The organism is Noviherbaspirillum phoenicis, assembly GCF_047237965.1.
GTDB lineage: Bacteria > Pseudomonadota > Gammaproteobacteria > Burkholderiales > Burkholderiaceae_D > Noviherbaspirillum_A.
Map to the genome: position 1 here is coordinate 70,854 of NZ_JBDFLX010000001.1, position 15,189 is coordinate 86,042.

Below are 15,189 nucleotides of genomic sequence, written 5' to 3' on the forward strand. Positions count from 1 at the left end.
TTGGGAACTCCAAATATTGCTTTTTTGAAAAATGGCATAGGTTGTGGGCCTCAGTACGGCGGTTATAGCGAACGCAATGAGAAAGACTTAGAAAATTTCAAACGCCTTTCGGAACTGCCTTTGGAGCAGGGAGATTCAGAAATTCAACGCGGCCTGAATCCTGATAATTGTATGAAGAGGACAACAGGATCGGAAGTAGAGGAAGGATTGCAGTCTGTTGATACCTATTCCGGGGTAAACGCCTCTACGGAGACGGTAAAAACCACTACGAGTAACCCCAGCATTTTCGACAAAACTGCATCAAGGCAGATTTGGGGAGGAAGCCAGGCAGCAATTAATGTGCTCCGCACAGTAAGCACTGTCCTTAATGAGGTCGACGGAATAGATAGTGATGTCAGGTTTGCGTTAAACCTTGCTAAAGTAGCGCTCGGCTTATTTCTGTCAACTTATGACTTGGCCAATGGTGTCCACGTCACTGAAAAATTTGAGAGGAATCAGGATTTTTATAGAAAGCAACTTGAAGATTCTATCGAAAAAGCATCACGTGCGCTCGACCGTATTAAACCTCGCAATAATGCGGCTTCGGCTTTGGGTGGAACCTTGATTTTAAGTGGAGCCTTGAATTCAACGACTACCGAAGCCACTTTGCTGGACGAAATTAACGGATATGTCGAATCTCGTGAGGCATTGGAAAAACTTGCAAAGTACTCACCGTCAGACAAAGGCCAAGACTTAATTAATAAATTGGGAAACGCAAAAGACGTCATGTCACTCGTTTCCTCATTAAGTAATATTTTTCGCTCCTTGCAAGGCTGGGTTCCCGTTCTTGCTACCGGCGCTGGCGCAGCGGTTGCTGGGACAGTTGCTGCAGGATTGACGCTTGGGATAGGCGTTGTATTCAGTTCTTATGAGATCGTTCAGGGCTTTACAGCAATAGAGAGTGCAACTAAAGAGCGTTCAAAATTTTCTGAAATTAAAGCGAGATTAGAAATTTCAGAAAATTTTGCCAATCTCTCAGAAGGCTTCAAGGCGGGATTAAGTAATTTTTTTTCGCGTAAAATTGAAAATGCCAATGTCAGTTTAGCGAGTGCCGTTTCGCGTGTTATAAGAGGCGTAGTTGGAATTGTGGTTGCTGTTGTCGGAATTGCTGCCTTGGTCGCGAGCGTGGGGAATGCAGGTTTTGTGGCTGCCATTGCCGGCGGGATATCCTCTGCGTTGTATTTCGTTGGAATAGTGCTTCGTATTAATAGGGATATTGGTCAGGCTGAGGCGAATAAAGCTGAAAAAGCCGCGGCGGAAAATCTAAAGTCGAATTTTGGTAATGCCGTTATATTTCGCAATCTAACAAGTTTGGATAATCCGAATGATAATGACGCTGACCATGTTCCAGGTTCAATCGGATTGGATGATGCTTACCAAAACAAGTATTTCATGGCATGGTGTTTGGCGAAGCAGTTCAATAAAGAATGCATTGATTCTGTCGCTGACGCGAGCGCTGGGGATGGTGGTCAAATCGAAGTTTTGTTGACGTCTTTGGGTCTAACCGACGACGACATCAATGTGATGAAATTGCTTCCTAAAGGCGAATCGGGGAATGCTGCTGTGATCGAAAAGTTGATTGGGTTACGAATCGGTATTTATTAATTACTCTTAATCCAACCCATAAAAAAGCCCTCGAAAATATCGAGGGCTTTTTGTCGAGTGCGTCACCAAAATCTGCTGACGCATTCAGTACAAGGTCGACAGCAATTACATCATGCCGTCCATGCCACCCATGCCGCCCATGCCGCCCATACCGCCCATGCCCGGGCCGCCGGCCGGCTTGTCTTCAGCCAGTTCGGTGACAGTGCAGTCGGTGGTCAGCATCAGGCTGGCGATCGATGCCGCGTTTTGCAGCGCGGTGCGGGTTACCTTGGCCGGATCCAGCACGCCTTGCTCAACCAGGTCGCCGTAGGTGTCGTTGGCGGCGTTGTAGCCGAAGTTGCCGGTGCCTTCCAGCACCTTGGCAACCACCACCGATGCTTCCTCGCCGGCGTTCTGAACGATCATGCGGAGCGGCTCTTCGATGGCGCGCAGAACGATCTTGATGCCTGCGTCCTGGTCGCTGTTGTCGCCCTTGATGTTCAGGTTGGCGCGGGCGCGCAGCAGAGCTACGCCGCCGCCAGGAACGATGCCTTCTTCCACTGCGGCGCGGGTAGCGTGCAGCGCATCTTCCACGCGTGCCTTCTTCTCTTTCATCTCGACTTCGGTGGCGGCGCCAACCTTGATCACTGCAACACCGCCTGCCAGCTTGGCAACGCGCTCCTGCAGCTTTTCACGGTCGTAGTCGGAAGTCGCTTCTTCGATCTGCACGCGAACCTGCTTGACGCGGGCTTCGATGGAAGCGGTCTGGCCTGCGCCGTCGATCACGGTGGTGTTTTCCTTGCCCACTTCGACGCGCTTGGCTTGGCCGAGGTCGTTCAGCGTGACCTTTTCCAGGGTCAGGCCGACTTCTTCAGCGATGACTTGGCCGCCGGTCAGGATGGCGATGTCTTCCAGCATGGCCTTGCGACGGTCGCCGAAGCCAGGGGCCTTGACTGCGCAGGTCTTCAGGATGCCGCGGATGTTGTTCACCACCAGGGTTGCAAGCGCTTCGCCTTCGATGTCTTCGGCGATGATCAGCAGCGGACGGCCAGCCTTGGCGACTTGCTCCAGCACCGGCAGCAGGTCACGGATGTTCGAGATTTTCTTGTCGAACAGCAGGATGAACGGGCTTTCCAGGATGACGCTTTGCTTGTCCGGATTGTTGATGAAGTACGGGGACAGGTAGCCGCGGTCGAACTGCATGCCTTCCACGATGTCCAGCTCGTCGTTCAGCGACTTGCCGTCTTCCACGGTGATCACGCCTTCCTTGCCGACTTTTTCCATCGCTTCGGCGATGCGGTCGCCAATGGAGCTGTCGCTGTTGGCGGAGATGGAGCCGACCTGGGCGATCTCGCGGGTGGTGGTGCAGGGACGTGCCAGCTGGCGCACTTCATCGACCAGGGCGGTGACAGCCTTGTCGATGCCGCGCTTCAAGTCCATCGGGTTCATGCCGGCGGCAACGTACTTCATGCCTTCGCGCACGATGGCCTGGGCCAGAACGGTTGCGGTGGTGGTGCCGTCGCCGGCGTTGTCGCTGGTGCGGGAAGCCACTTCCTTGACCATCTGGGCGCCCATGTTCATGAGCTTGTCTTTCAGTTCGATCTCTTTCGCGACCGACACGCCGTCCTTGGTCACGGTCGGGGAGCCGAAGGAGCGCTCCAGAACCACGTTGCGGCCTTTCGGGCCCAGGGTCACCTTGACCGCGTTGGCCAGGATGTTGACGCCTTCGACCATCTTGTGGCGAGCGCTGTCGCCAAATACGACTTCTTTAGCAGCCATGTTCATTACTCCTTGAGTATTCTTGGATAGGATTGCAGGGGAGGGCCTATCGCCATGGCCTGCGGCTTGCGCGGCGCATGGCGGTCCGCATTACTGCTGAACGATGGCGAGAATGTCTTCCTCGCGCATGACCAGCAGTTCTTCGCCATTCATTTTGACCGTCTGGCCGGAATACTTGCCAAACAGCACGCGGTCGCCAACCTTGACGTCCAGAGGACGCACCTGGCCGCCTTCGAGGATTTTGCCGTTGCCCACAGCCAGGACTTCACCCTGATCCGGCTTCTCAGCCGCGGTTTCAGGGAGAACGATGCCGGACGCAGTTTTGGTTTCCTGGTCGAGGCGCTTGACGATGACGCGATCGTGCAAAGGACGAAGTGCCATACAAACTCCTAAATGTTGTCAGTAATTAATATAAAAACGGTTGACTTCAGCGTTTTTCGGCTGCTTTCAACCGCGGGGATTCGACGGTCCGAGGAAATTATTAGCACTCTCCGTCGGCGAGTGCTAAGTATAGGGGCGGTTACACCCCTTTTCAAGACCGGCAATTGTCGAAAATGGAAGACTCGGGGTCGGAGAGGCCGGCGAGTCGACCGTTCAAAGACCGATTTCATCAATTCGATCGCATAACTGCCGGGATTCCTACAGTCTTTCAAGCTGTTCTCCGACCTGTACCCCAGCCCGGCAATGATTACGATGAAATGCTTTACTGCCCTGTTCTGCAGAAACCGCGGACAGCGTACCTTTTCCTTTCCGGAGCCAAGCACCATGAATAGTCCCGATGACCGCGCCAGGTCGGCGCAGAAGGCGTCCTATGCGCAATCTTGCACAATCAGCCTGACCCTCAATGGCGTCCCGCGTGAAATTCGGACGGCGCCCTGGACCACGCTGCTCGACCTGCTGCGTGAGGAATTGCAGCTTACCGGCACCAAGAAGGGTTGCGACCACGGCCAATGCGGCGCCTGCACGGTGCTGGTGGACGGAAAGCGCGTCAATGCCTGCCTGACGCTGGCGGCAATGAAGGACGGCTGCGAGATCACGACCGTGGAAGGGCTGGCGCAGGGCGAGGCGCTGCATCCGGTGCAGCAGGCATTCATTGACCAGGATGCATTCCAGTGCGGCTATTGCACCCCAGGGCAGATCTGCTCGGCGGTTGGGCTGATCGGCGAAGGCCGGGCGAAGAGCGATGACGACATCCGCGAACTGATGAGCGGCAACCTGTGCCGCTGCGGCTGTTATCCCAACATCGTCGCCGCCGTACGCCAGGCAATGCCAACGGACGGGAAAGGCGGCCAGCCATGAACCAGTTCGAATTGTCGCGCGCTTCCAGCGTGGCCGATGCTCTTGCCATGCTTGCCGGCGACAGCCAGGCCCGCTTCATCGCCGGCGGCACCAATCTGCTGGACCTGATGAAGGAAGACGTCGCCCGTCCGACGCGCCTGATCGACATTACCCATCTCCCGCTGGCAGCCGTGGAGGCCGGCAAGGAAGGCGGACTGCGCATCGGCGCACTGGTGTCGAATGCGGACCTGGCCTATCACGGCGAAGTGGAAAGCCGCTACCCCCTGCTGTCCCAGGCCATACTCGCGGGCGCCTCGCCACAGCTGCGCAACATGGCTTCGACCGGCGGCAACCTGTTGCAGCGCACCCGCTGCTATTACTTCTATGATGCCGCGATGCCGTGCAACAAGCGCGAGCCGGGTTCGGGCTGTCCGGCGCGGGAAGGCGTCAACCGCATCCACGCCATTCTTGGCGCAAGCGAACAATGCGTTGCGGTGCACCCCTCGGACATGTGCGTGGCCCTGGCCGCGCTCGACGCGACCGTGCATGTCAGCGGGCCGGCCGGCGACCGCGCAATTCAATTCGATCACTTTCACCAGTTGCCAGGGGATACGCCCGATATCGATACCAGCCTGGCGCCGGATGAAATCATCACCGCGGTCGAATTGCCGGCAGAGGGTTACAGCAGCCATTACAGCTACATCAAGGTCCGCGACCGCGCCTCGTATGCCTTCGCGCTGGTATCGGTGGCGGCCGGCCTGGTGCTGGATGGCGAGACGATCGGCAGCGCGGCCGTGGCGCTGGGCGGAGTCGCCCACAAGCCGTGGCGCGACCGCCAGGCAGAGCAACTGCTGATCGGCAAGCCGGCGAACGAAGCATCCTTTACCGCCTTTGCCGACGCGCTGCTGCAGCCGGCGCAGCCGCTTGCCCACAATGCCTTCAAAATCGGTCTAGCCAAGCGCACCATCGTCCGTGCATTGAGCCGGGCTGTCGCCATGGAAGAACAATCATGAGTACAGTGCAGAACAAACAACAGGGCAAACAACAGGGCCGCATCGGCAAGGCGACCAGCCGTGTCGACGGCAAATTGAAAGTCACCGGCCAGGCGCGCTATGCGGCCGAATTTCCGGCCGAGGACCTGCTGTATGGCGTGGTGGTTTCCAGCGGCATCGCGCGCGGCAGCATCAGCAGCATCGATACCGCGCGCGCGCTGGCGGTGCCAGGCGTGATCCATGTGCTGACCCATGAAAACCGGCCCAGCCTGCCGTGGTTCGACCGCAGCTACCAGGACGACGATTCGCCTTCCGGTTCGCCGTTCCGGCCGCTCTACGATGCCAGCATCATCTTCAGCGGGCAGCCGGTCGCGCTGGTGGTGGCAAGCAGCTTCGAGGCGGCCCGCCACGCATCGGCTCTGGTCGACATCCGCTACAAGGCCGACAAGCACCAGACCGACCTCGATGCCGAGCGCGACGCAGCCTATGCGCCCAAGCAAGGCAAGGACGGCTTCGAGCCGCCGCCCAAGCCGCGCGGCGATGCCGATGCGGCCCTGAAGAAGGCCGAGATCAATGTGCTGGCCGACTATGCGACGCCGGTTGAACACCACAATCCGATGGAAATGCACGCCACCACGGTGCTGCGCGATGTTGACGGCAACCTGACGATCTATGACAAGACCCAGGGCGTGCTCAATACCCAGCAGTACGTGACCGGTGTCTTCGGCCTGAAGCAGGAGCAGGTGCGGGTGCGTTCGCCGTTTGTGGGCGGCGCCTTCGGTTCCGGCCTGCGGCCACAGTACCAGCTGTTCCTGGCCGTGATGGCGGCGCAGGAACTGAAGCGTTCGGTGCGCGTGGTATTGACGCGCCAGCAGATGTTCAGCTTCGGCCATCGTCCTGCCACGCGGCACCAGATCGCGCTGGGCGCCGACAAGAGCGGCAAGCTGCTGGCCATCAAGCATCAGACCGTATCGGAAACATCGCGCTTTGAAGACTATATCGAAGTGGTGGTCAACTGGTCCGGCTCGGCCTATCAGTGCGATAACGTCACGCTTGATTACAAGGTGGCGGCGCTGGATGTCTATACCCCTCTGGACATGCGGGCACCGGGCGCCACCCTTGGCGTCTATGTGCTGGAGTCGGCGATGGACGAACTGGCCCATGCCACCGGCGTGGATCCGCTGGCGCTGCGCATCCTGAACTATGCCGAGCAGGACCAGAATACCGGCAAGCCCTTTTCCAGCAAGGAGTTGAAGGCCTGTTATGAACAGGGCGCTGCAAAGTTCGGCTGGGACAAGCGCAATCCGGCGCCACGCTCGATGCGGCGCGGCAAGACCCTGGTGGGCTGGGGCATGGCGACCGGGTTCTGGGATGCAATGCAGCAACCGGCCAGCGCCAAGGCAGTGCTTTCGGTGGACGGCAAGCTGCAGGTGTCGTCCGCCACCGCCGACATCGGCACCGGCACTTACACCGCGATGACCATCATCGCGGCCGATGTGCTGGGGCTGGCAATCGAGGACGTGAACTTCACGCTGGGCGACTCGTCGTTGCCGCAGGCGCCGCTGGAAGGCGGCTCGTGGACTGTTTCTTCCGTCGGTTCAGCGGTCAAGATGGCATGCGAGGCCATCAGGGATGAATTGCTTTCAATCGCACGCGCCATGCCGGATTCGCCTCTGGCCGGCGCCAGCGCGGAAGACGTCGAGTGGACCGAGGGCCGGGTGCAGCGCGTCGGTCAGCCGGCGGCATCGCTGGAAATTGCCGACATCATGCGCAGCAAGGGCTTGCACAGCATCGAACATGCGGTGGACCAGAAGCCCGAGAGCAAGCAGAAGAAGTACACCATGCATACCCATTCCGCGGTGTTCGTCGAGGTCGAGGTGGACGAGGACTTCGGCACGGTGGCGGTCAAGAGAGTGGTCAGCGCCATCGCAGGCGGCCGCGTGATCAACCCGAAAGCCGCCCGCAGCCAGATCATCGGCGGCGTGGTCTGGGGCATAGGCATGGCGCTGCATGAGGAAACCATGGCCGACCATGCGATGGGCCGGTTCATGAATCACAGCCTGGCGGAGTACCACATCCCGGTCAATGCGGACATCCATGACATCGACGTGATTTTTGTCGAGGAACATGACGACATCGTCAACCCGCTGGGCGCCAAGGGCATGGGCGAGATTGGCATCGTCGGCGTTGCCGCGGCGATCGGCAACGCGGTGTTTCACGCCACTGGCAAGCGGGTGCGCGAACTGCCGATCACGCTGGACAAGGTGATTTAAGCCGCGGTGTCGCCATGCGGCCGCGCAGTGGCATGGCGGCAGTGGTGATCCCAGGCCAGGTCGGCGGCGCACAGGTCTTCCAGCGCGACGCCAACCGACTTGAACAGGGTTACCTGCCGTGCGTCGCTGCGTCCGGGATGTCGTCCTGCGCACAGGTCAGCCAACTCGGCCCGCAGCGCGGCCCGTTCCAGCTTGCCGGCTTCCATCGGCTGCACCAGGTCGCCAGCTTCCGCGAGTGCGCCATTCCAGGTGTCGACGAACACGGCTGCGCTGCACATCAAGGCGTCATCGGCTTCGCGCATGTTGGGACGGAAGCCGCCGACCAGGTCGACGTGCGTGCCCGGCCTGACCCAGCCGCCCTGGACGATGGGGGTGGTACTCGTGGTGGCGCAGGTAATGATGTCGGCGCTCCGTACGCCGGCTTCCAGGTCGGTCGTGATGCTTACTTCCGCCTGGCTGCCGTTTGCTTCCAGTTGTTGCCGCAATAAAGCAGCGGCGTGCGCCGCCTTGTCCGCCGAACGTCCCCACATGGTGACTGTGCTTATCGGACGTACCGCGCAGTGCGCGGCTGCCATGTAAGGCGCCAGCGAACCGGTTCCGACGACCAGCAGGTGGCTGCTGTCGGGACGCGAGAGATATTCCGACGCCAGCGCCGAGGCTGCCGCTGTGCGCCGCAAAGTCAGTTCCTCGCCATCCATCAGGCAAATCGGGGCGCCGGTGGCGCTGTCGAGCAGCATGAAAATGGAGTGCACCGAGGGCAGGCCGCGCTGCGGATTACGCGGCGCCACCGTGACGATCTTGACGCCGGTATGGCGTTCGGGCTGCCATACCGGCATCAGCAGCAGTACTGCGTCGTTGTCCGGAGAAATGGGATGAACATGACGCCGCGGGGCTTGCGCGCCGGTGCGGAATGCAAGGCGGAGTGATTCGACTAGCGTTGGGTAGGGAAGGGCAGCACTGATCTGCCCGGCATTCAGAAACGGAACCATGCTGCCTCCTGCTTGATGGAGGCAACAGGGTAAGCAAGAGGCCGCCTGCCGTCAATTCGACACAGGCCCCCGGCCGTCAGGCGATACGCAGGCCGACGTCGATATTGTTGCGGGTGGCGTTGGAGTAAGGGCAGACTTCATGCGCCTTGTTGACCAGTGCCTGTGCCGCGCCAGCTTCCATGCCCGGCAAGGCGACGTTCAGGCTGACAGCCAGCCCGAAACCGCCGCGGTCATTCGGTCCGATGCCGACTTCGGCACTGACGCTGGTGTCGGCCGGGAGCTGGGCCTTGGTGTGTGCTGCGACGAACTTCAACGCTGACAGGAAGCATGCTGCATAGCCTGCTGCGAACAGCTGTTCCGGGTTGGTACCCGCGCCGCCGGCGCCGCCCAGTTCCTTAGGGGTGTTCAATGGCACGTCCAGGCGATTGTCATCGCTGGCGGCACGACCGTCGCGGCCGCCGGTTGCCGTGGCATGGGCTGTGTAGAGTATCTGCATGTCGTTCATCCTTAAAAAAGTTGGCGGATCGCGGCGCGACTCCAAGGCCATCACGATAAGTCAGAATTAAATTGCGTGCAATTTAATTTTTCTACAATCCCGATTGATTTTCGTGCGATGGCAAGGTGGGATGCGGGCATGCCTGCCTATTCGTCCGCCTCGTCCACCTCGTCCGCTTCGTCTGCACCTGCCAGGCTGGCCCTCAGCTGCACAAGCTGATTGCGCAGCGTGCCCAGGGCCTGCGCCGATTGCCCGCTCGCACACATGACCTGACGAGGAATGTCTCGCGCGCGGCGCTTGAGGGCGCGGCCTTCCGGGGTCAGGGTAATGCGGACCTGGCGCTCGTCCCTTTCGTCGCGGGTACGGGCCACCAGCCCCGCTCCTTCCAGACGCTTGAGCAGCGGGGTCAGCGTGCCCGAGTCGAGAAACAGCTTCTCGCCGATATCCTTGACCAGCAGGTCATCTTCCTGCCACAGCACCAGCATGGCCAGATATTGTGGATAGGTCAGGCCAAGATTGTCGAGAAGCGGCTTGTAGGCCTTTGTCATGGCCAGCGAGGCCGAGTAAAGTGCGAAGCAGAACTGGTTATCCAGGGCCAGCATCTTGTCCGAGCTGGTGGAAGATCTAGACATCTTGATTCCTTGGGTTGAACGTCAGACAGGAGGCGGGCGCCAGCCACCGCCTGCGATGTCAGCGTTGTCATATTCATTAGCTATCGATCGTATGCGAATTATCCTCAGACTCCAAGTCAGTATCCTTCTCCTTGCCACGAGCGCCGTCTGCTGGGCGCAGGAATTGCCGGCCAGCGTAAGTCGCTCCTTGCGGCAGGCCGGCATCCCCGCCAGCGCGGTAGGGGCCTATGCGCAGGAAGTCATTGCCGGCCGCACGCTGGTGTCGATTAATGCGCTGGTGGCATTCAGCCCCGCTTCAACCATCAAGCTCGTCACCACCCAGGCGGCGCTGCAGGTGCTGGGGCCGACCTACACCTGGAAAACGGCCGCGTACGCAAGCGGCAGCCAGTCCGGCGATGTGCTCAACGGCGACCTGGTTCTGCGCGGCGGCGGCGATCCGCGTCTGACCATGGAAAGCCTGTGGCTGTTCCTGCGGCAGATCAGGGAGAAGGGAATCAGGCAGATCAACGGCGACCTGGTGCTGGACCGCAGCCTGTTTGCCGCGCGCGCATTCGATGCTTCGCTATTCGACGGCGCGCCGCAAAAGCCCTACAACGCCGGGCCCGATGCGCTGCTGCTGAACTATCATGCCTTCGCCTTGCGGCTGGCACCCGACCAGTCGAGCGGCACGGCCCGCGTCAGCGTCGAGCCGCCGGTAGCAGGCCTTGCGGTGCAGGGGCCTGCACTGGTGGACGGCGAGTGCGGCGACTGGAAGGCCGGGCTGGCACCCGATATTACCGATAACGGCATCGTTGTGGCTGGCAATTATCCGTATGCCTGCGGCGAGAACACCCTGTACGTGCATCCGTACCAGATGAGCCGCGCCGCTTATTTCGGCGCCGTGTTTCGGCGCCTGTGGGGTGAACTGGGCGGCACGTTGAAAGGGCAGGTGCGTGACGGTGCGCTGCCCGAGCAGGCGCGCCTGCTGGCACAGTGGCAGTCCGCGCCGCTGACGCAGGCGATCCAGGACATCAATAAATTCAGCAATAACGTGATGGCCAGGCAATTGCTGCTGACGCTGGCCAGCCAGAGTCCGGGCGTGCCGGCCACGCCCGAAGACGGCGAAGCGGTAGTGCGTTCATGGATGCGGGAACGCGGCATCGATGCGCAGGAGATGGTGCTCGACAATGGCTCCGGCCTCTCGCGCAGCACGCGCATTGCCGCGCTGACGATGGCGCGTGTGCTGCTGGCAGCGTACAACTCGCCGGTGATGCCCGAATTCATCGCTTCCTTGCCCCTGGCCGCCTATGACGGCACCATGCGCAACCGCCTCCGTGAAAAGTCGGTTGCGGGACGGGCCCATATCAAGACCGGCAGCCTGGAAGGCGTACGGGCATCGGCCGGCTATGTGATGGCAGCCTCAGGCAAGTGGTATGCGGTGGTCTGCATGGTGAACCATCCCAAGGCAGCGGCGGCCGGCCCGGCGCTGGACCAGCTGGTGCAGTGGATTTACGAAAACGGCTGAGTCCTGCTACAGGATGATGGGCTTGTCCGACAGCTGGTTCGGGCGCTGGCCGTTTGCCGGCAGCTTCATATGGAGCAGCGCATTCAGTTGTTCCAATGCGGCGATGGCGCCATCGCGGTAGGCGCCGCGCTGCAATTGGCCAATCATGGTGTCGCAGATTGCCTGCCATTCGCCAGCCTGCACCAGTCGCCCGACGCCGCGGTCCGCGATGATTTCGACCTGGTGGTCGGCCAAGTCGAGATAGATCAGCACGCCCGAGTTTTCCTCGGTGTCCCACAGGCGATAGTCGGAGAACAGCTCGCGGGCGCGGGCGCGGGGATGCATGCCATCGAGAATGTCGCCAAGCGAAAGCGCCGGTTCAATGATCATGCGGACTTCCGCGCGATGCAGGGTTTCGCCTTGGGCGATGGTTTTCTGTATCTCGTCGAGAACCTTCCTGGGGAAAGCGCGCTGGCCGGATGCGCGGGTCGTGGTCAGGTGCCGCCAGAATCGTTTAAGCTTATTCATTACCAGTTCCCCGAGGCACCGCCGCCGTCAAAGCCGCCACCGCCACCTGAAAATCCGCCGCCTCCGCCTCCGCCAAATCCGCCACCGCCGAACCCCCCGCCGCCGAAGCCGCCCCGGCTGCCTAAGCCGCTGCCAAGGATGATGCCGGCATTGCGGCCCCAGTCATTGCCGCCGAGCCGGCTGCGACGACGGCCGCGGCGCGTGAACATGGGCAGCAGGATGAACAGCGCGAAAAACAGGAAAGGCAGCCATGATCCCAGGTCGTCCTCCTGCTGGCCCGATGGGCGAGCCGTTGGCGCCGGCAAATTTTCCTTGTCGATCAGGGCGGCGATGGCGGAGACGCCGGCAGCAAGTCCGCCATAGAAGTCGTTCTGGCGGAAGTGCGGCGCAATCACGTCCTGCAGGATGCGCTTGGACTGCGCATCCGTCAGCGAACCCTGAACGCCGCGGCCGGCTTCGATGCGCAGGCGCCGCAGCGAACTGGAGTTGTCGCGCGCGACCAGGAGTATCACGCCGTCGTCGATGCCCTTGCGCCCGAGCTTCCAGGCGTCGGCCACACGGATGCTGTACTGTTCGATCGCTTCCGGCGCGGTCGATGCCACCAGCAGAATCGCAATCTGGTTGCCGGTACGGTCCTCATGCTCCTTCAGCACATTTTCCAGCGCATTTCGCTGATCCGGCGTCAACATGCCGATGGTGTCGGTGACACGGCTTTTCAGCAGTGGAACCGGCGTGAAATCCTGCGCGCTTGCCTGCAGCGCGCCGGCCAGGAGCAGCAGGGCGAGCAGCCAGCGCAGCGCTCGCACAACGCTATTTGCCAAAATTGACGGCAGGCGCATTGGAAATGGCTTTTTCATTGTCCACGGTAAACGACGGCCTGACCGGATAGCCGAACATCATGGCGGTCAGGTTGGTCGGGAAACTCCGCGCCAGCACGTTGTACTCTTCCACCGACTTGATATAACGCTGGCGCGCCACGGTGATGCGGTTTTCCGTGCCTTCCAGTTGCGATTGCAGATCGCGGAACAGGCCGTCAGCCTTGAGCTGCGGATAGTTTTCCGACACGGCCAGCAAACGTGAAAGAGCCTGCGTCAGCTGGCCCTGCGCCTGCTGGAAGCGCTGGAATGCCTGCGGATCGTTCAGCACCTCAGGCGTTACCTGGATGCTGGTGGCAGCGGCGCGCGCCTTGGTGACGGCTTCCAGGGTTTCCCTTTCATGCGAGGCGTAGCCCTTGACCGTATTGACCAGATTGGGCACCAGGTCGGCGCGTCGCTGGTACTGGTTGACCACTTCGCCCCAAGCGGCCTTGACCGCTTCGTCCCTGGCCTGGAACTGGTTATAACCGCAGCCCGACAGCAGCAGGCTCAGCAGGCCGAGCGTCATCCACGATAACCATTTTTTCATTATCTTTCCCTTCCATATAAGTTTGATCCGCCGTTCGGCTTGCTGGCTCACATTGATATGCAGCGCATTCTCCGGAGATGCAGCCGATGCCGGCAAGGTGCAATCCGACCAGTACCGACGCAGGCGCGAGCAGCGATGCCTGAAACATAACATGGCAAGTTACAATATGTTCGCCTGATGCATTAAAGCTTGATCGCACACATTTTTTCTCTTTCCACAAGGTTTCCCCGTGAGTTTCACAGCAAAGCTGGCGTCCGCATGGCGCACCCAACAATCCCTGTTATGTGTAGGCCTGGATCCCGACGTCTCGCGGTTTCCACCGCATCTCCAGTCCCAGCCGGATGGCATCTTTACATTCTGCAAAGCCATTGTCGACGCCACTGCCGAGGCTGCGTGTTGCTTTAAACCGCAGATTGCCTACTTCGCCGCCCTGCGTGCCGAAGACCAGCTGGAGGCCCTGTGCGCCTATATCCGCAATACCTATCCCGCGCTGCCCATCGTGCTGGATGCCAAACGTGGCGACATCGGCGCCACTGCCGAGCAATACGCGCGGGAAGCCTATGAGCGTTACGGCGCCGATGCAGTAACGGTCAATCCCTATATGGGATCGGACTCGATCGCGCCTTACACGGAGTGGCAGGACAAGGGCGTGATTGTGCTTTGCCGAACTTCCAATCCCGGCGGCTCCGACCTGCAATTCATGCAGGTCGACGGCGTGCCGCTGTACCGCCATGTGGCAAGACTGGTTGCCGAAAAATGGAATCGCAACGGACAGTGCGGATTGGTGGTTGGCGCGACATTCCCGGAAGAGCTGGCGCAGGTAAGAGCCATTGTCGGCGATATGCCATTGCTGGTGCCGGGCATCGGCGCGCAGGGCGGTGACATCGCCGCGACTGTGGCTGCCGGGCGTAGCATCGACGGCACCGGCATGATGATCAATTCATCGCGTGCCATTCTGTATGCACAACCGCAAGGTGAAGCCGAAACGCATATCGAAGCAGCGCGCAGGGTAGCCTGCGAAACGCGCGACGCGATCAACAGCCATCGCGGCCTTGCAGGCTGAGCGCCATACCGTCTTGGTCTTACTGTTCAAGAAAACGCAGGAGGCCTGCCAGTGAGTGCGCAACTGTCTGTTGTCTCACCGCGTGCCGGTCTCCCTGAAATACCAGCCTTTCGCTGAAAGTGCGGTGCGCCATCGCCCATGCGAAACAGATGGTCCCCACCGGTTTGCCAGGGACTGCACCGCCTGGACCGGCGATGCCAGTGGTGGACAAGGTAATCGTCGCATTGCTGTTAGCCAGGGCACCTTCCGCCATTGCTTGAGCGACTTCGTCGCTCACCGCACCATAACGTACGATTAGCGCTTCCGGAACGTCCAGCATGTCTGACTTGGATGCATTCGAGTAGGTGATGAATCCGCATTCGAACCACTCCGACGAGCCGGCAACTTCGGTGATGGCTTGAGCGACGCCGCCTCCGGTACAAGACTCGGCCGTAGCCAGAATGAGGCCCTGCGACTTGAGCACACTACCGACCTGCGTTGCCAAATCATTGATATCTCTCATGGCGTCTCCTCTCGTTAAATTTGTTTGAACAGCGGTTCCGTCCCGGACTTATACCTAGACTTACTTTACCACCCAGGGGAACAAGCATCCACAGGCGTGATGCGATGTCATCACATTCGGGCATGTTCGTCACTGCGCTGAATTGTT

General features: G+C 60.2%; 15 protein-coding genes. 6 read left to right on the forward strand and 9 right to left on the reverse strand.

The window, feature by feature from the left end:
- A complete protein-coding gene (locus ABC383_RS00315) occupies window positions 1-1,644 on the forward strand; it encodes a hypothetical protein (RefSeq protein ID WP_413010912.1) in 1,644 nt (547 codons plus the stop codon).
- Between the two features lie 105 nt (window positions 1,645-1,749).
- Here the strand turns inward: ABC383_RS00315 and groL are convergent, their stop codons facing one another.
- Together groL and groES are read right to left on the reverse strand one after the other, a co-directional pair.
- A complete protein-coding gene (groL, locus tag ABC383_RS00320; protein WP_413010914.1) occupies window positions 1,750-3,402 on the reverse strand; it encodes a chaperonin GroEL in 1,653 nt (550 codons plus the stop codon).
- A gap of 90 nt (window positions 3,403-3,492) precedes the next feature.
- A complete protein-coding gene (groES, locus tag ABC383_RS00325; protein ID WP_217343991.1) occupies window positions 3,493-3,783 on the reverse strand; it encodes a co-chaperone GroES in 291 nt (96 codons plus the stop codon).
- A gap of 384 nt (window positions 3,784-4,167) precedes the next feature.
- Between groES and ABC383_RS00330 the strand changes: the two genes are divergently transcribed.
- Genes ABC383_RS00330 through ABC383_RS00340 form a run of 3 tightly spaced genes read left to right on the forward strand, consistent with a single transcriptional unit; the run spans window position 4,168 to window position 7,945 of the window.
- The gene (locus ABC383_RS00330) at window positions 4,168-4,701 is read left to right on the forward strand and encodes a (2Fe-2S)-binding protein (RefSeq protein WP_413010917.1); all 534 of its coding nucleotides are present in this window, start codon (window positions 4,168-4,170) and stop codon (window positions 4,699-4,701) included.
- Window positions 4,698-5,693 carry an FAD binding domain-containing protein gene (locus tag ABC383_RS00335; protein WP_413010919.1) on the forward strand — a complete coding sequence of 332 codons (996 nt, stop codon included), beginning with the start codon at window positions 4,698-4,700 and terminating at the stop codon, window positions 5,691-5,693. Before ABC383_RS00330 ends, ABC383_RS00335 begins: the two co-directional genes overlap by 4 nt.
- Window positions 5,690-7,945: a xanthine dehydrogenase family protein molybdopterin-binding subunit gene (locus tag ABC383_RS00340; protein ID WP_413010921.1), complete on the forward strand. Its 2,256-nt coding sequence runs from the start codon at window positions 5,690-5,692 to the stop codon at window positions 7,943-7,945. The genes ABC383_RS00335 and ABC383_RS00340 overlap by 4 nt, the downstream gene beginning before the upstream one ends.
- On the opposite strand, the gene lhpI is transcribed toward ABC383_RS00340, so the two are convergent.
- From lhpI to ABC383_RS00355, 3 genes are all read right to left on the reverse strand, one after another.
- Entirely contained in the window at window positions 7,942-8,934 is a 993-nt protein-coding gene (gene lhpI / locus ABC383_RS00345) for a bifunctional Delta(1)-pyrroline-2-carboxylate/Delta(1)-piperideine-2-carboxylate reductase (RefSeq protein WP_413010924.1), read from the reverse strand. The two genes, ABC383_RS00340 and lhpI, sit on opposite strands and share 4 nt — an antisense overlap.
- A gap of 76 nt (window positions 8,935-9,010) precedes the next feature.
- A complete protein-coding gene (locus tag ABC383_RS00350; protein ID WP_413010926.1) occupies window positions 9,011-9,430 on the reverse strand; it encodes an organic hydroperoxide resistance protein in 420 nt (139 codons plus the stop codon).
- 146 nt (window positions 9,431-9,576) lie between these two features.
- The gene (locus ABC383_RS00355; protein ID WP_413010929.1) at window positions 9,577-10,062 is read right to left on the reverse strand and encodes a MarR family winged helix-turn-helix transcriptional regulator; all 486 of its coding nucleotides are present in this window, start codon (window positions 10,060-10,062) and stop codon (window positions 9,577-9,579) included.
- A 163-nt stretch (window positions 10,063-10,225) separates the two neighbouring features.
- On the opposite strand from ABC383_RS00355, the gene dacB reads away from it, so the two are divergent.
- Window positions 10,226-11,566, forward strand: coding sequence for a D-alanyl-D-alanine carboxypeptidase/D-alanyl-D-alanine endopeptidase (gene dacB, locus ABC383_RS00360; protein ID WP_413010931.1), 1,341 nt, complete (start codon window positions 10,226-10,228; stop codon window positions 11,564-11,566).
- 6 nt (window positions 11,567-11,572) lie between these two features.
- On the opposite strand, the gene ABC383_RS00365 is transcribed toward dacB, so the two are convergent.
- Genes ABC383_RS00365 through ABC383_RS00375 form a run of 3 tightly spaced genes read right to left on the reverse strand, consistent with a single transcriptional unit; the run spans window position 11,573 to window position 13,477 of the window.
- Window positions 11,573-12,073 carry a TPM domain-containing protein gene (locus ABC383_RS00365; protein ID WP_413010933.1) on the reverse strand — a complete coding sequence of 167 codons (501 nt, stop codon included), beginning with the start codon at window positions 12,071-12,073 and terminating at the stop codon, window positions 11,573-11,575.
- On the reverse strand, window positions 12,073-12,912 hold the full coding sequence (locus tag ABC383_RS00370; protein ID WP_413010935.1) for a TPM domain-containing protein: 840 nt from the start codon (window positions 12,910-12,912) through the stop codon (window positions 12,073-12,075). The genes ABC383_RS00365 and ABC383_RS00370 overlap by 1 nt, the downstream gene beginning before the upstream one ends.
- The gene (locus ABC383_RS00375) at window positions 12,884-13,477 is read right to left on the reverse strand and encodes a LemA family protein (RefSeq protein ID WP_413010937.1); all 594 of its coding nucleotides are present in this window, start codon (window positions 13,475-13,477) and stop codon (window positions 12,884-12,886) included. Before ABC383_RS00375 ends, ABC383_RS00370 begins: the two co-directional genes overlap by 29 nt.
- Window positions 13,478-13,706: 229 nt before the next feature.
- On the opposite strand from ABC383_RS00375, the gene pyrF reads away from it, so the two are divergent.
- Window positions 13,707-14,540 carry an orotidine-5'-phosphate decarboxylase gene (gene pyrF / locus ABC383_RS00380; RefSeq protein ID WP_413010939.1) on the forward strand — a complete coding sequence of 278 codons (834 nt, stop codon included), beginning with the start codon at window positions 13,707-13,709 and terminating at the stop codon, window positions 14,538-14,540.
- A 19-nt stretch (window positions 14,541-14,559) separates the two neighbouring features.
- Here pyrF and ABC383_RS00385 read toward each other — a convergent pair whose 3' ends face one another.
- Window positions 14,560-15,042 (reverse strand): CinA family protein, encoded by a 483-nt coding sequence (locus tag ABC383_RS00385; RefSeq protein WP_413010941.1) that lies wholly within the window; start codon window positions 15,040-15,042, stop codon window positions 14,560-14,562.
- Between the last annotated feature and the right edge of the window lie 147 nt (window positions 15,043-15,189).